Annotated in this window: 17 protein-coding genes; 9 read left to right on the plus strand and 8 right to left on the minus strand. The window is 68.9% G+C overall.

The window, feature by feature from the left end; genetic code table 11:
* The first annotated feature begins 18 nt into the window (after positions 1-18).
* From WFM69_RS08730 to WFM69_RS08750, 5 genes are read left to right on the plus strand one after another with little or no spacing between them, the layout of a single operon-like run.
* Positions 19-1179 carry an ABC transporter ATP-binding protein gene (locus WFM69_RS08730; protein ID WP_337003701.1) on the plus strand — a complete coding sequence of 387 codons (1161 nt, stop codon included), beginning with the start codon at positions 19-21 and terminating at the stop codon, positions 1177-1179.
* The gene (locus WFM69_RS08735; protein ID WP_337003704.1) at positions 1176-2354 is read left to right on the plus strand and encodes a polyamine ABC transporter substrate-binding protein; all 1179 of its coding nucleotides are present in this window, start codon (positions 1176-1178) and stop codon (positions 2352-2354) included. Before WFM69_RS08730 ends, WFM69_RS08735 begins: the two co-directional genes overlap by 4 nt.
* Entirely contained in the window at positions 2347-3231 is an 885-nt protein-coding gene (locus WFM69_RS08740; RefSeq protein WP_337003706.1) for an ABC transporter permease, read from the plus strand. Before WFM69_RS08735 ends, WFM69_RS08740 begins: the two co-directional genes overlap by 8 nt.
* Positions 3228-4139, plus strand: a complete 912-nt coding sequence (locus WFM69_RS08745) for an ABC transporter permease (protein WP_337003708.1) — start codon at positions 3228-3230, stop codon at positions 4137-4139. The genes WFM69_RS08740 and WFM69_RS08745 overlap by 4 nt, the downstream gene beginning before the upstream one ends.
* Positions 4136-5803: an amidohydrolase gene (locus WFM69_RS08750; protein ID WP_337003710.1), complete on the plus strand. Its 1668-nt coding sequence runs from the start codon at positions 4136-4138 to the stop codon at positions 5801-5803. The genes WFM69_RS08745 and WFM69_RS08750 overlap by 4 nt, the downstream gene beginning before the upstream one ends.
* A 63-nt stretch (positions 5804-5866) precedes the next feature.
* Here the strand turns inward: WFM69_RS08750 and WFM69_RS08755 are convergent, their stop codons facing one another.
* Together WFM69_RS08755 and WFM69_RS08760 are read right to left on the minus strand one after the other, a co-directional pair.
* A complete protein-coding gene (locus WFM69_RS08755) occupies positions 5867-7255 on the minus strand; it encodes an aspartate aminotransferase family protein (RefSeq protein ID WP_337003712.1) in 1389 nt (462 codons plus the stop codon).
* A gap of 14 nt (positions 7256-7269) precedes the next feature.
* Positions 7270-8754 (minus strand): CoA-acylating methylmalonate-semialdehyde dehydrogenase, encoded by a 1485-nt coding sequence (locus tag WFM69_RS08760; protein WP_337003714.1) that lies wholly within the window; start codon positions 8752-8754, stop codon positions 7270-7272.
* 102 nt (positions 8755-8856) lie between these two features.
* Between WFM69_RS08760 and WFM69_RS08765 the strand changes: the two genes are divergently transcribed.
* Positions 8857-10401, plus strand: coding sequence for a PucR family transcriptional regulator (locus WFM69_RS08765; protein ID WP_337003716.1), 1545 nt, complete (start codon positions 8857-8859; stop codon positions 10399-10401).
* On the opposite strand, the gene WFM69_RS08770 is transcribed toward WFM69_RS08765, so the two are convergent.
* The 6 genes from WFM69_RS08770 to WFM69_RS08795 form a co-directional block, all read right to left on the minus strand.
* Entirely contained in the window at positions 10398-11792 is a 1395-nt protein-coding gene (locus WFM69_RS08770; RefSeq protein ID WP_337003718.1) for an aspartate aminotransferase family protein, read from the minus strand. The two genes, WFM69_RS08765 and WFM69_RS08770, sit on opposite strands and share 4 nt — an antisense overlap.
* Entirely contained in the window at positions 11789-12256 is a 468-nt protein-coding gene (locus WFM69_RS08775; protein ID WP_337003720.1) for an Lrp/AsnC family transcriptional regulator, read from the minus strand. The genes WFM69_RS08770 and WFM69_RS08775 overlap by 4 nt, the downstream gene beginning before the upstream one ends.
* Positions 12257-12342: 86 nt before the next feature.
* On the minus strand, positions 12343-13503 hold the full coding sequence (locus WFM69_RS08780; protein ID WP_337003722.1) for an acyl-CoA dehydrogenase family protein: 1161 nt from the start codon (positions 13501-13503) through the stop codon (positions 12343-12345).
* A complete protein-coding gene (locus WFM69_RS08785) occupies positions 13500-14258 on the minus strand; it encodes an alpha/beta fold hydrolase (RefSeq protein ID WP_337003724.1) in 759 nt (252 codons plus the stop codon). The genes WFM69_RS08780 and WFM69_RS08785 overlap by 4 nt, the downstream gene beginning before the upstream one ends.
* Before the next feature lie 59 nt (positions 14259-14317).
* Complete coding sequence (locus WFM69_RS08790) at positions 14318-15229, minus strand: sugar kinase (RefSeq protein WP_337003726.1); 912 nt, start codon at positions 15227-15229, stop codon at positions 14318-14320.
* A complete protein-coding gene (locus WFM69_RS08795) occupies positions 15226-16389 on the minus strand; it encodes an MFS transporter (protein WP_337003728.1) in 1164 nt (387 codons plus the stop codon). Before WFM69_RS08795 ends, WFM69_RS08790 begins: the two co-directional genes overlap by 4 nt.
* Positions 16390-16825: 436 nt before the next feature.
* On the opposite strand from WFM69_RS08795, the gene nrdH reads away from it, so the two are divergent.
* From nrdH to nrdE, 3 genes are read left to right on the plus strand one after another with little or no spacing between them, the layout of a single operon-like run.
* Positions 16826-17059, plus strand: coding sequence for a glutaredoxin-like protein NrdH (nrdH, locus tag WFM69_RS08800; RefSeq protein WP_337003730.1), 234 nt, complete (start codon positions 16826-16828; stop codon positions 17057-17059).
* 6 nt (positions 17060-17065) lie between these two features.
* Positions 17066-17500, plus strand: a complete 435-nt coding sequence (nrdI, locus tag WFM69_RS08805; protein ID WP_337003733.1) for a class Ib ribonucleoside-diphosphate reductase assembly flavoprotein NrdI — start codon at positions 17066-17068, stop codon at positions 17498-17500.
* Positions 17497-19641 carry a class 1b ribonucleoside-diphosphate reductase subunit alpha gene (gene nrdE / locus WFM69_RS08810; RefSeq protein ID WP_337003735.1) on the plus strand — a complete coding sequence of 715 codons (2145 nt, stop codon included), beginning with the start codon at positions 17497-17499 and terminating at the stop codon, positions 19639-19641. The genes nrdI and nrdE overlap by 4 nt, the downstream gene beginning before the upstream one ends.
* Positions 19642-19659 lie beyond the last annotated feature (18 nt).

Here is a 19659-nt window from a genome sequence, read left to right on the forward strand (position 1 = left end):
TCTCAATGGGGAGGCTCCATGCCCGACACCACCCGAACGTCGACGGCCACACTCGACGCACCCACCGTGACCGGTGGAGTGCGCATCGACCGCGTCACCAAGCGCTACGGCACCGCCACCGCCGTCGACGACCTCAGCCTCGACGTGCAGCCGGGGGAGTTCCTCTCCCTCCTCGGCCCTTCCGGCTGCGGCAAGACGACCACCCTGCGCATGATCGCGGGGTTCGAATATCCGGATGCCGGAGACATCCTCATCTCCGGTCGCAGCGTGCTGACCCTGCCGCCCTACCGGCGTGAGGTCAACACCGTCTTCCAGGCCTACGCGCTCTTCCCGCACCTCACGGTCGCCGAGAACGTCGCCTACGGTCTGCAGCAGAAGCGCGTGCCCAAGGCGGAGCAGCGGGAGCGGGTCAGCGAGGCGCTCGACATGGTGCAGCTGCGGGCGTTCGCCGACCGCAAGCCGACCCAGCTCTCCGGCGGGCAGCAGCAGCGCATCGCGCTCTCGCGCGCGCTCATCAACCGTCCGAGCGTGCTGCTGCTCGACGAGCCGCTGGCCGCGCTCGACCGTCAGCTGCGCGAGGAGATGCAGCTCGAGCTCAAGCTGCTCCAGGCGCGGTTGGGCACGACGTTCGTGTTCGTCACGCACGACCAGGCCGAGGCGCTGTCGATGAGCGACCGGATCGCCGTGATGCGGGCGGGGCGGATCGAGCAGCTCGACGCGCCGGCCGCGATCTACGCCGAGCCCGCGTCGGCCTATGTCGCCTCGTTCATCGGGCAGCAGAACTTCGTGCACGGCATGGTGCGCGCGGACGGAGCCGCGGTCGACACCGCGATCGGCGCGATCGCCGGACGCTGGGGCGGCGAGCCGGTCGCTGCGGGACAGCCCGCCGTGGCCGCTATCCGCCCCGAGTACGTGCGGCTGGAACAGGGAGAGGGAGCCGGCGTGCCGGGACGGGTCCTCGGCGTCTCGCATCTCGGCGAGACCCTGCAGGTGGCCGTGCGCGTCGGCGAGGACGCCACGTTCCTCTCACGGATGCCTGCGCCGACCGCCCCGCCCGTCGGCGTCGACGACGAGGTGCGGTGCGTGTGGAATGCGGCCGACGCCCGCCTGTTCGCCGCCGACGGCATCCCGACCACGGCGACCCACGTGATCACCCTCCCGCAGGGCGGCGGCCGATGACGGGCGCTCCTCCGGTGCGCGTGCTCGCGCATCGGAGCGCTGCTCGCGTCATCACGGCCGAACTCACCCGCCGCGGATTCCTCGCCACTGCGCTCGCCGCGGGCGGCGCCGTGCTGCTGAGCGCGTGCGCGCCGGGACAGAACGCCGCCGCCGTGCACGCGAAGGGCGGACCGCTCGAGGACAAGCTGTCGATCTACAGCTGGGGCGACTACGACGCCCCCGAGGTGCTCGAACAGTTCACCGCCGAGAACGGGCCGAGGATCGTGCTCGACGCGTTCAACTCCAATGAGGAACTGATCGCCAAGCTCGTCGCAGCGCGCGGCACCTCGGGGTATGACATCGTCGTGCCGACCGGGGTGTTCGTGGGCCCGATGGCCGAGAACGGGCTGCTGCAGAAGTTCAACCTCGACCTGCTGCCGAACATGACGCACGTGGCACCCGAGTTCCGCGGGCGCTCGTGGGATCCCGGCAACGAGTACTCCGTCTGCAAGGCGTGGGGGACCACCGGGTTCGTGTACGACAAGCGCGTGATCTCGCGGGAGCTCACCACGTGGAGCGACTTCATCGACGCCGCGCAGAACGAGGCGTCCGGATCCACCTCGGTGCTCGACGACCCGGCGCCGCTTCTCGGCATCTACTTCTGGGCGAACGGCATCGACTGGACGACCACCGACCCCGCCGACCTCGACGCGGTCGAGAAGTTCCTCGTGAAGGAGCTCGCCCCACACGTCTCGGCGTTCGACTCGTACCCCGGCGGCTCGTCGATCCCGCAGGCCTCGCACGCGCTGCTGCAGTCGTACAACGGCGATGCACGGCTCGGCATCTTCGAATCCGACGACCCCGACCGCTGGCAGTGGGTGCTGGGGAGTCCGGCGACCGAGCTGTGGATGGACAACTGGGCCATCGCCGCCGGTGCGCCGCACCCCGAGGCCGCGCACGCGTTCATCAACTTCGTGCTGCAGCCCGACGTACAGCTCGCGCAGGTCGATTACATCGGGTATGACACCGGTATCTCGGGCATCCGCGACGAGGCGGAGGCGGCCGGGCTGGAACGGCTCGACATGGTGTTCTTCGACGAGGAGCAGGTGCAGACGATGCATGAGGGAAAGCTGACGGAGGCGCAGGATCGCGTGGTCGAGATCTGGAACTCGATGAAGGCGGCCGCCGGTGCCTAAGCTCAAGTTCGGTCTCGCGATCCCCGCCTGGATCTGGCTGCTCGTCTTCTTCGTCGCCCCGATCTTCATGGTCGTGGTGTTCAGCTTCGGCTACAAGCCGAGCATCTTCGCCACGCATGCCCTCGACCACCTCTCGTTCGACCGCTATCTCGAAGCGCTCTCGCCGACGTTCTTCAGCACGTTCCTGAACACCCTGTGGATCGGCATCCTGGGCACGCTGCTGTGCCTGGTGATCGGCGGTCCCGTCGCGTACTGGATCGCGGTGAAGGCGCCGCCCTCGAAGCGCGGGCTGCTGCTCGCCCTCGTGATGGTGCCGTTCTGGACGAACTTCCTGGTGCGCACGATCGGCTGGCAGGTGATCCTCGCCCCGGAGGGCTGGCTCTCGCAGCTGCTGCAGGGCATCGGCATCATCCCCGGTCCGCTCGATCTGCTCTACTCGCGCGGGGCGGTGCTGCTCGGCGTGGTCTACAACTATCTGCCGCTGATGATCCTCCCGCTGTTCGTGGCCTTCGACCGGGTGTCCGGTCCGCTGCGGGAGGCGAGCAAGGACCTCGGCGCGAACAGCATCACCACCCTCCTGCGGGTGACGGTGCCGCTGGCCCGGCCGGGCATCATCGCGGGTGTGCTCCTCGTCTACATCCCGCTCATGGGCGACTACATCACCGCCACGGTGCTGGGAGGCGCGAAGGGCAACATGATCGGGCAGGTCGTGGCGAGTCAGTTCCAGACCGCGCAGAACTGGGCACTCGGCTCGGCGATGGCGGTGCTGCTGATCATCGTCATCATGCTCTCGATCGCGGTGGCCGCGGGTCTGCTCTGGCTCCTGACGCTGCCACTGAGACAGCGCAACCGACTCGTCCTGGGGGAGGGATCATGACCGACACGAAGACCAAGACCGATGCGACCACCATGACCGCCCCGACGTCCGCGGCACCGGCACCCCGCGTGCGACGAGGGGCGGGACGCTTCGTGCTCCCGATCTGGGCGGCGCTGGTGTTCCTGTTCCTGTTCCTGCCGATCCTCGTGATCATCGCGTATTCGTTCAACGTGGGACGCCTGCTGGTGTCGTGGGACCACTTCGGCTTCGAGTCGTTCCTCGCGATCGTCAACAAGCCGGCGATCCGCGATGCCGTGCTCGTGTCGGTGCGCACCGGACTCCTCGCCGCCCTGCTCGCCACCGCACTCGGCACGCTGGCGGGCATCGCGATGGCCCGCAACCCGGGCAAGTGGGTGTGGTGGTTCCTCGGGCTCCTGCTGCTCGTCTCGGTCACGCCCGAGATCGTGGATGCCGTCGCACTGCTGCCGTGGCTGGTGTTCCTCGGGCAGGATGCCGGCATCGGCATCTTCAACGACGGCACCATGAGACTCGTGGTCGGGCAGTCGCTGTTCTCGATCGCGATCGTGTCGTACATCGTGCGGGCGCGGCTGGTGGGACTCGACGCGCGACTGGAGGAGGCGTCGGCCGACCTGTACGCACCGCCCGTGCGCACGTTCTTCAAGGTCACGCTGCCGCTGGCGATGCCCGCCGTGCTGGCCGGGTTCCTGCTCTCGTTCACCCTGAGCCTCGACAACACCGTCGTGTCGGCGTTCGTGCAGGTATCGGGCACCACGCCGTGGCCGGTGTACGTGCTCAGCGCACTGCGCAGCGGGTTGCGCCCGGAGATCGCCGCGGTGTCGACGATCATGCTGGTGCTCACGCTGCTCGCGCTCGCACTGGTGGCCGTGGTGCTCAAGAGGGCGGGGGACTCGGCCACCGAGATCGCCCGCACGATGGCAGGAGGATGACCGTGGCCTACGCAGATCTCGTCTTCACCGGCGGTGCCGCAGGAGGTCGGGTGTTCCTCTCGGACGCCGCACGCTCCACCGCCCACGCCGTGGCCGTCACGGACGGCCGCATCAGCGCGGTCGGGCACGACGTGTCGGCGCTGATCGGCCCCGACACCGAGGTCGTCGACCTGGCGGGTGGGTTGCTGGTGCCCGGCTTCCAGGACGCGCACGTGCATCCGGTGTGGGGCGGGCTGGACATGCTCCGCTGCGACCTGTCCGCCCTGGCGACGCGGGACGAGTATCTGGCGCGCATCGCCGAGTACGCGGCCGCGCATCCGGGGGACGAGTGGATCCTCGGCGGGGGCTGGCAGATGTCGGCCTTCCCCGGTGGCACCCCGACCGCGGCCGACCTCGATACGGTGCTCCCCGATCGCCCGGCATTCCTGCCGAACCGGGACGGGCACGGTGCGTGGGTCAATTCCCGGGCACTCGCGCTGGCCGGCATCACGAGCGACACCCCGGATCCGGTGGACGGTCGTATCGAGCGCGACGCGTCGGGTGCCCCGACGGGCACGCTGCATGAGGGCGCGATGAGTCTCGTGAACCGGCACCTGCCGGTCGAGCCGCCCGAACGCCTGATCGACGCGCTCCTGCAGGGGCAGCGCTACCTGCATTCGTACGGGGTCACCGCCTGGCAGGATGCGATCGTCGGCACCGAGTACGGCGATGCGGGCGACCCGCTCCCCGCCTACCTGGCCACCGCGTCGTCCGGCGCGCTCACCGGCCGGGTGGTCGGCTCGCTGTGGTGGGATCGCTCGCGCGGGCTCGAGCAGATCGAGGATCTGGTCCGGCGGCGCGACGAGAGCACGGCGGGTCGATTCCGCGCGCGCAGCGTGAAGATCATGCAGGACGGCGTCGCCGAGAACTTCACCGCCGCGATGCTCGAACCGTACTGCGACGGGCACGGACATCCGCGCGAGGACTCGGGCATCTCGTTCGTCGAGCCCGAGCTGCTGAAGGAGGCCGCGACCCGGCTCGATGCGCTCGGGTTCACGCTGCACTTCCACGCGATCGGCGATCGGGCGGTGCGGGAATGCCTGGACGCGGTCGAGGCGGCGCTGCGGCACAACGGCCCACGCGGGAACCGGCATCACATCTCGCACATCCAGGTCGTGCACCCCGACGACGTGCCGCGGTTCCGGGCCCTCGACGTCACCGCGAACATGCAGATGCTGTGGGCGACGCTGGAGCCGCAGATGGTCGACCTCACGATCCCGTTCCTCGGCGCGCAGCGCAGCACCTGGCAGTATCCGTTCGGAGACCTGTTGCGCTCGGGGGCCGCGCTCGCCGCGGGAAGCGACTGGTCGGTGAGCACCCCGAACCCGATGGCCGCGATCCATGTCGCCGTGAACCGCCGCTCCGCCCCGACCGAGTGGGAGGGTGACTACGAGGCGTTCCTGCCGGAGCAGTCGATCGACCTGGCCACCGCGCTCGTCGCCTACACGGCGGGTTCGGCGCGGGTGAACCACCTCGACGACACCGGCACGATCGCGGTGGGCATGCGTGCCGACCTCGCCCTGCTCGACCGCGACCCGTTCGTGCATCCCATCGAGGAGATCGGTCTCACCGAGGTGCGCGGCACCTGGGTCGAGGGGGAGCGGGTGTACGACGCGGCAGTCTGAACAGGCGCCTCCACGCAGAAGGGCCCGGCGATCACGAGTCGCCGGGCCCTTCTGCGTGGCTGGTCAGCCCGCGGCGACCTCGTCGGCCACGGACAGGGCGCCGTCGATCGCGGCGAGACCGCGCACCAGCTCGTCCTCGCTGATCACGAGCGGCGGAGCGACGTGCACGCGGTTGAAGTGCGTGAACGGCCAGACCCCTGCCTTCTTCGCGGCGGCGGCGAACGCACCCATCGGCGCGGCGTCCGCGCCCGAGGCGTTGAACGGCACCAGCGGTTCGCGCGTCTCCTGGTCGCGCACGAGCTCGACCGCCCAGAACAGGCCGCGTCCACGGACCTCGCCCACACTCGGGTGCGACTGCGCCCAGGCGCGCAGCGTGGGCTCGACGATGCGCTCGCCGAGGTCGCGCACGCGTTCCAGGATGCCGTCGCGGCGGAACACCTCGAACGTGGCGACGCCGGCCGCACAGGCGAGCGGGTGACCCGAGTAGGTCAGGCCGCCGGCGAACGGCATCGTGTCGAACGCGTTCGCGATGCGGTCGGAGATGACCACGCCGCCGAGCGGCACGTAGCCCGAGTTCACCCCCTTCGCGAAGGTGATGAGGTCGGGGCGGCCGTCGTACGCGTCGACGCCGAACCACTCGCCGAGGCGGCCGAAGCCGACCATGACCTCGTCGGCGATGTAGACGATGCCGTAGCGGTCGCACAGCTCGCGCACGCCCTGCAGGTAGCCGGGCGGCGGCACGAGCACGCCGTTGGTGCCGACGACCGTCTCGATGATGATGGCAGCGATCGTCTGCGGTCCTTCGAGCTGGATCGTCTGCTCGAGGTGCGCGAGGGCACGCTCGGACTCCTGCTCGGGGGTCTCGGCGTGGAACGGCGAGCGGTACAGGTACGGGCCGAAGAAGCGCACGGCGCCGGAGTCGACCGTGTCGTTCGCCCAGCGGCGCGGGTCGCCCGTGAGCGAGATCGCGGTCGACGTGGAGCCGTGGTAGCTGCGGTACATCGACAGCACCTTGCGGCGGCCGGTGAACTGGCGGGCCATGCGCACCGCGTACTCGTTCGCCTCGGCGCCGCCGTTGGTGAAGAACACCTTCTCCAGGCCCTCCGGCGCGACCTCGGCGATCAGCCGGGCGAGCTCACCGCGCACGTCGTTCGCGATCGCCGGCTGGATGGTGGCGAGGCGGCCGGCCTGCTGCTGGATCGCGGCGACCAGGTCGGGGTGCTGGTGCCCGAGGTTGAGGTTCACGAGCTGGCTGGAGAAGTCGAGGTACGCGTTGCCCTGGTAGTCCCAGAACGTGGACCCCTCGCCCGCGGCGACGGGCAGCGGATCGATCAGTCCCTGCGCGCTCCAGGAGTGGAACACGTGGCCGCGGTCGTCCGCGCGCACCTGCGCCTCGGCCTCGGGGGCGGGAAGCGGGTGCGAGACGCCGTGGCGGTCGGTGTACTTCGTCATCGTGATGGCTCCTGTCAGTGGTTGCTCGGGAAGCCGAGGTCGATCTGGGAGGGGGTGTGGTCGGGCCAGCGGGTGGTGACGACCTTGGAGCGCGTGTAGAAGTGCACCGACTCGGGGCCGTAGATGTGCGAGTCGCCGAACAGCGAGTCCTTCCAGCCGCCGAACGAGTAGGCGCCGATCGGCACGGGGATCGGCACGTTGACGCCGACCATGCCGACCTCGATGTCGAACTCGTACTGGCGGGCCGTGCCGCCGTCGCGCGTGAAGATCGCGGTGCCGTTGCCGTAGGCGTTGCTGTTGACGAGGGCGACCGCGTCGGCGTAGGTGTCCACGCGCACGACCGACAGCACCGGGCCGAAGATCTCGTCGTCGTACACCTTCATGCCGGGGGCGACCTGGTCGATCAGGCTGACGCCGAGGAAGAAGCCGTTCGAGTCGAACTCCTTCTGCGTGCCGTCGACGACGACCGTGGCCCCCTCGGCGGCGGCGCCGGTGACGTACGAGGCGACCTTGTCGCGGTGCTCGCGCGTGATGAGCGGCCCCATCTCGCTCGCGGCATCCGTGCCGGCACCGATCGTGAGTCCGCCGATGCGGTCCGCGATCGCGGTGACCAGGTCGTCGGCCACATCGCCCACGGCGACCAGGACGGAGACGGCCATGCAGCGCTCGCCGGCCGAGCCGTAGGCGGCGGACACGGCGGCGTCGGCGGCGGCGTCGATGTCGGCATCCGGCATCACGACCATGTGGTTCTTCGCGCCGCCGAGCGCCTGCACGCGCTTGCCGGCAGCGGAGGCGCGCTGGTAGATCGAGCGGGCGATCGGGGTGGAGCCGACGAAGCTGACGGCGTTGACCCGCGGGGAGTCGAGCAGGGCGTCGACGGCCTCCTTGTCGCCGTTGACGACGTTGAGCACGCCGTCGGGGAGGCCGGCCTCCTGGAACAGTTTGGCGAGCCAGATCGAGGCGGACGGGTCCTTCTCGCTCGGCTTGAGCACGACCGTGTTGCCGCAGGCGATCGCCGAGGCGACCATCCACAGCGGCACCATGACGGGGAAGTTGAACGGGGTGATCGCGGCGACCACACCCACCGGCTGCTTGACGGAATGCACGTCGACACCGCGGGCGACCTGTTCGCTGCGCTCGCCCTTGAGCAGGTGCACGAGGCCGGCGGCGAACTCGACGTTCTCGATGCCGCGCGACACCTCGCCGGCGGCGTCGGAGAGCACCTTGCCGTGCTCGGACGTGACGATCGCCGCCAGCTCGGGGGTGCGCTCCTTGAGCAGCTGCCGCAGCCGGAAGAACACGTCGGCGCGCTTGATGAGGCTGGTCTCGCGCCAGGCGGGGAGGGCAGCGGCTGCCGCGGCGACGGCGGCGTCCACCTCGGCGGTGGAGGCGAGGGCGACCTGCTTGGTGACCTCGCCGGTGGCGGGATCGAAGACCTGACCGGTGCGGACCGCTTCCGCGGTCTCTGCGCCGTTGATGACGTGACGGACGATGTCCACGGTGTTCCTCCGACTGCTGAAGATGGGGATTCTCGAACACTCTGACCGAGGTTCGGTACGCTGATACTCCTCAATGATCACAGAGCGGAGTCGTGAATCGTGATGTCAGAACGTCAGGAGTTCGTCGCGGACCGGACAGATCGTCCGACACGCGCCAGCGTGCTGCTCACGGTCGCCGAGGTGCTCGCGGAGTCGGCGCTGCAGGCGGGCGAGCCCGAGGTCGTCGTCGGCGGCGGCGCGCTCGACGCCGAGGTGCGCTGGGCCCACGTGTCCGACAGCGCGGGCGTGGCCCGCCTGCTCGACGGCGGCGAGCTGCTGCTGAGCACCGGTGCCGGCTGGCCGGAGCGCCCGGAGGAGCAGACCGCATTCGTACGAGGGCTGCATCGTGTCGGCATCGCGGGGATCGTCCTGGAGCTCGGCGCTTCGCACCCGCGAGTGCCGGATGCCGTGGCGCAGGCGTGCGCGGAGGTCGGCCTGGCTCTGATCGCCCTGACCAGCGAGGTGAAGTTCGTCACCGTGACGGAGGCGGTGCACCGCGCGCTGATCGCGGCGCAGACCGATGCCCTGCACGAGCGTCAGCACCTGCACGAGCTGTTCACCGCCCTCAGCCTGCAGGGTGCTCCCGCCGATGTGGTCGTGGCCGAGACCGCCAGGGCGCTCGGCTCACCGGTCGTGCTGCAGAACCTCGCCCACGAGGTGATCGCCGTCGAGGGGCTCCGCGTGCCGGTGGCGGACGTGCTCGCGGGGCTCGACGACGTCGACGTGGAATCCGTCCCGGTTCAGGCGCGCGGGGTGCGCTGGGGCACGCTGTCCGCGCTGCCCGGCCCGTCGCATCCTGCGGGACGGCATACCGTGCTCGAGCAGGGGGCAACCGCGCTGGCATTCGGATGCCTCGCCGATGGTGGTGACGCCGAGTGGGCGGTCCTCGCGCAGAGCGGCCTCATCGACGACCTGCTCGGTGCACGGTTCGCGAATCCCGACGACATCCGCGCGCGGCTCGCCGCGGGTGGCTTCGTGCTCGCCGACCATCACTGCCACGGCATCGTCGCCCGCGGCGCCGTCTCCGCGAGCGAGCTGGCGTATCGGGCGCGACAGGCCGGGTGCGCGGTGGTCGCCGCCCGCGTCGACCAGGACGACGTCGCGCTGCTGTCGGCTCCTGCATCCGTGCCGCTGACCGACGCCGTGCTCGCCCGCATCGCCGGGCCCGATCGCACGGTGTTCGTGGGGCCGGTCGCCGATGACGTCCTCGGTCTGCTCGCATCCGTGCGCGCGGCGCGGGACCTGGCGGCGGGCGATCCGTCCCGCACCGGGTCGCGGGTGCGGCGGGTGGAGGACCGCCCGCTCGAACGCCTCGTCGCCTCCCTGCGCGACGATCACCGCCTGCACGAGCACAGCGAACGCATGCTGGCGCCGCTCATCACCCACGACCGGGAGCGCCACGGCGACCTGCTGGACGTGCTCACCGCGCTCGTCGCGCATCCCGGGAACCGTTCGGCGGCCGCAACGGCCAGCCACCTGTCCCGGTCGGTGTTCTACCAGCGGCTCGCCGTCATCGCCGACCTGCTCGACGTCGATCTCGACGACGGCGAGACCCTTGCGGCGCTCCACCTCGCCCTCTCGGCACGGCGGAGCGCCACACGGGTCTAGAGCGCGGACTGCGCGCGCGTCAGCACATCCCGCAGGATCTGCTCGATCTCGCGGAACTCGGCGGGGCCGATCGTGAGCGGCGGAGCGAGCTGGATCACGGGGTCGCCCCGGTCGTCGGCACGGCAGTACAGTCCGGCCTCGAACAGCGCGGGGGAGAGGAAGCCGCGCAGCAGACGCTCGGACTCGGCGTCGTCGAACGTCTCCTTCGTGCCCTTGTCCTTCACGAGCTCGATGCCGAAGAAGTAGCCGTCGCCGCGCACGTCGCCGACCAGCGGCAGATCGAGAAGCTTCTCGAGCTCGGCGCGGAACTGCGGCGAGTTCTCGCGCACGTTCGCGTTGAGGTTCTCCTCGTCGAAGATCGCCAGGTTCTCCAGCGCCACGGCGGCCGACACCGGGTGCCCACCGAACGTGTAGCCGTGCGGGAAGTAGGTGTCGCCCTTCGAGAACGGCTCGTAGATGCGGTCGCTGACGATCGTGGCGCCGATGGGGGAGTATCCGCTGGTCATGCCCTTGGCGCACGTGATCATGTCGGGCACGTAGCCGAGTCCGGTGCACGCGAAGGTGTGGCCGAGGCGGCCGAAGGCGCAGATGACCTCGTCCGACACGAGCAGCACGTCGTACTTGTCGCAGATCTCGCGCACGCGGGCGAAGTACCCGGGAGGGGGCGGGAAGCATCCGCCGGAGTTCTGCACCGGTTCGAGGAACACCGCGGCCACCGTGTCCGGGCCTTCGAACAGGATCATCTCCTCGATGCGGTTGGCGGCCCAGAGCCCGAACGCCTCGATGTCGTCGGTGGGTCCGCCCATCTCGGCGGCGCGGTAGAAGTTCGTGTTCGGCACGCGGAAGCCACCGGGGGTGACCGGCTCGAACATCGACTTCATGGCGGGGATGCCCGTGATCGCCAGGGCTCCCTGCGGGGTGCCGTGGTAGGCGACCGCGCGCGAGATCACCTTGTGCTTGGTGGGCTGGCCCTGCAGCTTCCAGTAGTGCTTGGCGAGCTTGAACGCGGTCTCGACCGCCTCGCCGCCGCCGGTCGAGAAGAAGACGCGGTTGAGGTCGCCGGGTGCCTCATCGGCCAGGCGGTCGGCCAGCTCGATCGCGGCGGGGTGAGCGTACGACCACAGCGGGAAGAACGACAGCTCGGACGCCTGCGCCGCCGCGGCCTCGGCGAGCCGTCGCCGCCCGTGACCCGCGTTCACCACGAACAGGCCTGCGAGACCGTCGAAGTACTCCTTGCCCTTCGAATCCCAGATCCGGTGTCCGTCGCCCTTGACGATGATGGGGACGCCGGACTCCGCCATCGTGGACTGCCGGGTGAAGTGCATCCAGAGATGGTCCTTGGCCATCGTCTGGAGCGCGGATTCCGACGGGATGGTGCGTGAATTGCTCATCTGGTCCCCCAGTTGTAGAGCTGCTTCTGCAGCTTGGCGTAGATGAAGGTTTCGGTGGAGAGGACGCCCTCGATGGGGCGGATGACGTCGTTGATGAGGGCGAGCAAGTCGTCGTCGTCCTCGCAGACGACTTCGGCGAGCACATCGAAGGAGCCGACCGTGATGACGACGTAGTCGACCGTCTCGATCGCGGCGATGGCCTCGGCGACCCGCCGCGCATCGCCCGACACGCGCACGCCGATCATGGCCTGCCGGTGGAAGCCCAGCTGCATCGGGTCTGTGACCGCCACGATCTGCATGACGCCCGACTCGGTCAGTCGCTGCACGCGCTGGCGCACGGCGGCCTCGCTCATCCCCACGGTGCGGCCGATGTCGGAGTACGAACGGCGGCCGTCCTCCTGGAGCAGCTCGACGATCGTCTTCGAGACCGCATCGAGGGAGGGGTGCTTCTTAGCCGGGCTCATGGTGCGATCTTCGCACTTGGACGCGCTCTCAGCAACCGATCTCGCAGAATCGAGCGATTCGACCAGCGGAATCAGTACGAAAGTGATCAGGAGTCGAGCGGTCCCAGCCAGGCGCTCGCCGCGGTGGAGTGCGCGGATTCGGGGTCGGAGGGGTGGAAAGCTCCCGCCAGCACGTCGCGGTAGAGCCGGGACAGCTCGTTGGCGGAGAAGTACGAGCCGCCGCCGGCGACGAGCATCGCCTGGTCGACGACGTGCTTGGCCATGGTGATCGCCCGGTGCTTGACACCCGACAACTGCGGGAACCACCGGGCCCCGTGGTCGACCCGGTCGTCGACGTCGCGGGCGAGCACGGCGATCTGCGGGGGCAGCGCGTCGTAGGCGATGGCCATGTCGGCGATGCGCCACCGGATGTCGGGGTCCTGGCTGTATGCCAGGCCGGTCTTCTTGGAGTGCCGCTTCTGCGCCGTCGCGACCGAGAGCTCCAGGGCGCGCCGGGCGATGCCGGTGTAGACGGAGGCGAGCAGGATCTCGAACACGGAGAAGATGCCGAACACGATCGGGTCGGGGCTGGGGCCGGGGTCGATGCGCCGCACCACGTGGGCCGCGTCCGCCGTGGCGCCGTCGAGGCGGGTGGTCCTGCTCTGCGTCGCCCGCATGCCGAGCGTGTCCCAGTCATCGGAGGTGGTGACGGCGTCCGTCCGCTCGATGAACGCGAACACGAGTTTGGGGGCATCCGCGCTGGTGGTGTCGAGCCCGTGCAGGCCGAGTCGCGTCCAGACCGGGGCGAGCGAGGTGAAGATCTTCGTGCCGGTGAACGCGTAGCCGCCGTCGGCGTCGGGTACGGCGGCGGTATCGCTGCCGAACAGCACGAGGTCGTTGCCACCCTCGCTGATCCCGAACGCGAACACCTCGCCGGCGACAGCCCCGTCCTGCACGAACTCGAGGCCGGGAACCCCGCGGTCGGAGAAGACCTTCGCGACGCCGGTCCACACCAGGTGCATGTTGATCGCGAGGGCGGTCGCGGGGGCAGCTCCGGCCAGGCGCTGCTGCAGGATCGCGGCCTCGGCGAGTCCGAGTCCCGCGCCGCCACGCTCGGTCGGGACCAGGATCGACAGGTAGCCCGCGGCACGCAGTTCGTCGAGATCCTGCTGCGGGAACGTGTTCTCGCGGTCGTGGATCGGCGCGCGCTCGCGGATGCGCGCGAGCAGGTCGTCGGGAAGGTATGCGGACGGATCGAAGCCGCTCATGCCAGGGCCTCCAGAAGCTGTCGGATCGATTCCTCCGGGCGATCGCGGTGCAGGGAGTGCCCGGCGCCCTCGACCACCGACATCGTGATCCGCGGGTTCGCGGCGAGCACCTCTTCGGCGAGGTCGCCCGTGAAGATGCTGTAGACGCTGGGGTCGGCACCGATCACGTGCGTGGGGACCGCGAGGCGGGCGGCGTCGGCACGCACATCCCACGGCTGATTCTGCGCGCTGGTCTGCTCCACCGCCCAGGCGCTCGCGCGCAGCACGGCATCCACCTTGAGCTCCTGATCCTGCGGGTGCCAGTGCGGATGCTCCTCCTGCACGACCTCGAGCCTGGTGTCGGCGAACGCGCGCTCCTGGCTCTTGCGCACGATCGACGCGTCCCGGCCGTCGACGTGGATCGCGGGGTCGATGAGCACGAGCCGCCGGGTCCACTCCGGTGCCGATGCCGCGGCCACGGTGGCGGATGCCCCGCCCAGGGAGTGCCCGACGACCGCGTCCCACGCGTCGCCGTCGGCGGGACGCGTGTCGATGAGGTCGGCACCGTACGCGCCGACGGAGTAGTCCAGCGATCGCGGGGCGTCGCCGTGGCCACGCAGGTCGACCGCCGTCGCATGCCAGCCCGCCGCGGCGAGAGCGTCGCCGAGACGCCACATCAGGGCGGCGGAGGAGCCGAGCCCATGGACCAGGAGGGCGCGTCGAGCGGCGGTGGGAGACCCCCACGCGATGCGGGGCAGGGTGAGCGGTGCGGCCATTGCACCAGCCTACGACCGCGGGAGTCGGGGGCTCCGTGCTCCCGGATCGAGAGTTCGATTCAGTCGAGCGGCGGCAGGTCGGCGGCGATCGTCAGCACGCGCTCCGCGGCGGCGTGGCCCGCGGAGAGGCGGGCGGCGAGGTCGGCCCCCTCCAGCGTCGCCGCGAGGAAACCGGACGCGAAGGCGTCACCTGCTCCGACGGGTTCGACGACCTCGACGACGGGCGCCGGCACGAACACGGGCTCGGCGTCTCCGTCGAAGGCGGTCGCGCCGATGTCGCCGTCCTTGACGATCAGCAGTGCGCAGTGAGGAAGGAACGCACGGATCTGCGCGGGGGTCACGGTGCCCCAGATCCGCTCGGCCTCGTCACGGCCGACGAACGCGATGTCGGCGGCATCCGCGAGGCGGGCGAGGGTCCGAGCCGCCTCCTCGGGGCTCCAGAGGGCACGGCGGTCGTTCACGTCGAACGACACCAGGGCGCCGGCCGCGCGGGCGTCGTCATACAGTCGCTCCACCATCGCGAGGCACGTCTCCGACAGGGCGGGCGTGATGCCGGTGGTGTGCACGATGCGCACGCCGTCGAGATGAGCGGCGCCGAGGAATCCCGGTTCCATGCGGGATGCCGCCGATCCGCGGCGGTAGTAGTAGACCGCCGACGATTCGACGCCGGGGTCCTTGAACATGACGCCGGTGGGCGCGGTGTCATCCCGCTCGACCCACAGCTCCACGCCGCGGCGTTCGAGCTCGGTGGCGAGCCGGGTGCCGAGGGGATCCTGCCCGAGCCGCGAGGCCCAGACGGCCCGGTGTCCGGCCAGCGCGACGCCGACCGCCACGTTCGCCTCGGCGCCGGCGTGGGTGATCGTCGCGGTGTCCGCTTCGGCGAGACCGGCGCCGGTGGGGGTGACCAGCGCCATCGACTCGCCGACGCACACGATGGCCGGAGCAGAGAGAGAGGAGGGGGAAGTGCTCATGAAGGGGTGACCGCCAGGGGCTCGGTGTCGGGATGGGGGCTCGCGTCGCGGTGACGCAGGTCGGGGAAGGAACGGACGAAGACGACGGAGACGATCAGGCCGACCGCGGCGAAGATCGTGGCGGCGAGGTAGGCACCGCGCCAGTCGCTGACGTCGACGAGGAACCCGGCGACGGCAGATCCGGCGGCGGCGCCGATGAGCTGGCCGGTACCGGCCCAGCCGAACGCCTCGGCGGTCTCGCTGAACTTCACGCTCGCCGAGGTGATCGCGAACAGCACGGCGAGGGCGGGGGCGATGCCGATGCCGGCGAGGATCAGTGTGCCGCCGAGCCAGAAGACGTTGAGCATGACCATCGTGAGGCCGAGTCCGATGGTGACGATCAGCAGGCGGCGGGCCATGGCCCAGGGGCCGATCGGGATGTGACCGAACGCCAGACCGCCCGCCAGGCTGCCGACCGAGAACACGGCCAGCACGAGCCCGGCGGCCAGGCTGCCGTGCTCGAACGTCGCGACGACGCCCACCTCGACCGCGGCGCAGGCCCCGATGAGCAGGAAGCCGATCACGGTGGCGAGCAGGACCGGCGGTTTGAGCACGACCTTGCCGAGCGCGTTGCGGCTGCGCGGGATGCGCACACGGCCGACCTCCGGGGAGAGGATGAACCACGTGCCGCCCAGCACGAGGATGATCGCCACCAGCAGGAGTCCCTCTGTGGTGCCGATCTGCGTCGAGACGAGCGTGATCACGACCGGGGCGAGGATCCAGATGATCTCCTGCAGCGAGGCATCCAGGGAGAACAGCGGAGTGAGCTGCGAGGAGTTCACGAGCTTGGGGTAGATGGTGCGCACCGCGGCCTGGATCGGCGGGGTGGAGAGTCCGGCGATCATGCCCAGCGCCATGTAGCCCGGCACGTTGAGCGGAAGCGTGGCGAGGCACAGCACGGCCAGCACGCACACCGACAGGGTGAGGGTGATCACGCGGCGCATGCCCCACACGCCCATCCAGCGGCTCGTGATGGGACCGGCCACGGCCTGTCCCACGCTGGTCGCGGCGAGCACGAGCCCGGCGGATCCGTACGACCCGGTCTGCTGCTCGACGTGCAGCAGGATGGCCAGCGACATCATCCCGTTGGGGAATCGCGCGGTCAGCTGAGCAGCGATCATGCGCGCCACTCCGGGCGTGCGAAGAAGATCCCGATATCCCGCCACCAGGCAACGGTACCGGGCGGCGGGTCCGCTCGTCGAAGGGGGCGATCCGCGACACGCCCGCGACACGCCGAAGGACGATTTCCACAGGAATCCGAATGTCGGAAGCTGGGCGTACCGTGCCCCCTGTGGATGGATCGCTCACAGGGGCTTCCCAGCCGCGATTTCCCGCGGTTCGAGTGCTCTTCGGGAGGGGCTTCGCCTGTGGAAGAAACGGTGGAGAACCTGTGTTGTACCCGTGGAGAACGGTGGATAACTACACGGATGTAACTACTACCCCTTGTGGTCGCCCCCAATGTCGGTCCCCATATGTAGTATTGAAGTCCCGGCAGGGGTCTACCGGGAAAACGCCTGACGAGACACGCAGGCCAGAGATTTGAGGGGTTACGAAACGATGTCGATCACGGTCTACACCAAGCCTTCCTGCGTTCAGTGCAACGCCACCTACCGTGCCCTGGATGCCAAGGGCATCGAGTACGAGATCCTCGACCTGTCCGAGGACCCGACGGCTCTCGAGCACGTGAAGTCGCTCGGCTACATGCAGGCGCCCGTCGTCGTCACCGACGAGGGTCACTGGTCGGGCTTCCGTCCCGACAAGATCGACGAGCTCGCCACCCGCCTGGCGTGACACACCATGAGCGCCGTCGCGACCGCAGCGCCGCTCCTGGTCTACTTCTCGAGCGTCTCGGGTAACACCGCGCGATTCATCGAGAAGCTCGGGCTTCCGGCTCGACGCATCCCCCTCACCCGAAAAGACGAAGACCTCGTCATCGACGAGCCCTTCGTGCTGGTCACCCCGACCTATGGCGGGGGAGTCGGACGAGGCGTCGAGAAGGGCGCCGTTCCCAAGCAGGTGATCCGGTTTCTCAACGACGAGCGCAACCGGCGTCACATCAGGGGAGTGATCTCCGCGGGAAACACCAACTTCGGCGAGGCGTTCTGCCTCGCCGGCGACATCATCAGCCGCAAGTGCCACGTGCCTCACTTGTATCGGCTCGAGATCTTCGGCACACAAGACGATGTGGATCGCGTGAGCGACGGATTGGAACGACGGTGGCAGCTCCAGTGACTGAGACAGTGGCATTCAAGGCGAACCCGGCATATGAGGGGCTCGACTATCACGCGCTGAACGCGATGCTCAACCTGTACGACGCGAACGGCAAGATCCAGTTCGACGCCGACAAGCGGGCAGCGCGGGAGTACTTCCTGCAGCACGTGAACCAGAACACGGTGTTCTTCCACTCGCTCAAGGAGCGCCTGGACTACCTCGTGGAGAAGGAGTACTACGAGGGCGCGGTCATCGAGAAGTACTCGATGGAGTTCATCCAGAAGCTCAACGATCTCGCGTACGGCAAGAAGTTCCGCTTCGAGACGTTCCTCGGCGCGTTCAAGTACTACACGAGCTACACGCTCAAGACGTTCGACGGCAAGCGCTACCTCGAGCGCTTCGAGGACCGCGTCGTCATGACCGCCCTCGGTCTGGCCGACGGCGACGAGAAGCTCGCCGTGAACCTCGTCGAGGAGATCATCTCCGGCCGCTTCCAGCCGGCCACCCCGACGTTCCTCAACGCCGGCAAGGCGCAGCGCGGCGAGCTCGTCAGCTGCTTCCTGCTGCGCATCGAAGACAACATGGAGTCGATCGCCCGCGGCATCAACTCCGCGCTGCAGCTCTCCAAGCGCGGCGGCGGTGTCGCTCTGCTGCTCTCGAACATCCGCGAGTCGGGTGCGCCCATCAAGCAGATCGAGAACCAGTCCTCGGGCATCATCCCCGTGATGAAGCTCCTCGAAGACAGCTTCAGTTACGCCAACCAGCTCGGCGCGCGTCAGGGCGCCGGCGCGGTGTACCTCAATGCGCACCACCCCGACATCATGCGGTTCCTCGACACCAAGCGCGAGAACGCCGACGAGAAGATTCGCATCAAGACCCTGTCGCTGGGTGTCGTCGTGCCGGACATCACGTTCGAGCTCGCCAAGAACGACGAGGACATGTACCTGTTCTCGCCCTACGACGTCGAGAAGGTCTACGGCGTGCCGTTCGGCGACATCTCGGTCACCGAGAAGTACCGCGAGATGGTCGACGACTCGCGCATCAAGAAGACCAAGATCAACGCGCGCGAGTTCTTCCAGACGGTCGCCGAGATCCAGTTCGAGTCCGGCTACCCGTACGTCATGTTCGAAGACACGGTGAACAAGGCCAACCCGATCAAGGGTCGCATCAACATGTCCAACCTCTGCAGTGAGATCCTGCAGGTGAACACGCCGACCACGTACAACGACGACCTGTCGTACGACAACATCGGCAAGGACATCTCCTGCAACCTCGGGTCGATGAACATCGCGCTGTCGATGGACGCCGACGACCTCGGCCAGACCGTCGAGACGGCGATCCGCGCCCTCACCGCGGTGAGCGACCAGAGCCACATCGGCTCGGTGCGCTCGATCGAGGACGGCAACGACCGCTCCCACGCGATCGGCCTCGGCCAGATGAACCTGCACGGCTACCTCGCTCGCGAGCACGTGTACTACGGGTCGGAAGAGGGCATCGACTTCACGAACATCTACTTCTACACGGTGCTGTTCCACGCGCTGCGCGCGTCGAACAACCTCGCCATCGAGCGCGGCACGACGTTCGACGGGTTCGAGGACTCGAAGTACGCGTCGGGGGAGTTCTTCGACAAGTACATCGACCAGGCCTGGGTTCCCGCGACCGAGAAGGTCAAGGAGCTGTTCGCCGGCAAGCACATCCCGACGCAGGATGACTGGGCCGAGCTGAAGGCGTCGATCCAGAAGCACGGCATCTACAACCAGAACCTGCAGGCGGTGCCGCCGACCGGCTCGATCTCGTACATCAACAACTCGACGTCGTCGATCCACCCGATCGCGTCGAAGATCGAGATCCGCAAGGAAGGCAAGCTCGGTCGCGTCTACTACCCGGCGGCGTTCATGACGAACGACAACCTGGAGTACTACCAGGACGCGTACGAGATCGGCTACGAGAAGGTCATCGACACCTACGCGGCAGCCACCCAGCACGTCGACCAGGGTCTGTCGCTGACGCTGTTCTTCAAGGACACCGCCACCACGCGCGACATCAACAAGGCGCAGATCTACGCATGGCGCAAGGGCATCAAGACGATCTACTACATCCGTCTGCGTCAGCTGGCGCTCGAGGGCACCGACATGGCCGAGTGCGTCTCGTGCATGCTCTGACCCGCTGACCCGCGAACG

It is taken from the genome of Microbacterium sp. LB12, from assembly GCF_037150835.1.
GTDB lineage: Bacteria > Actinomycetota > Actinomycetes > Actinomycetales > Microbacteriaceae > Microbacterium.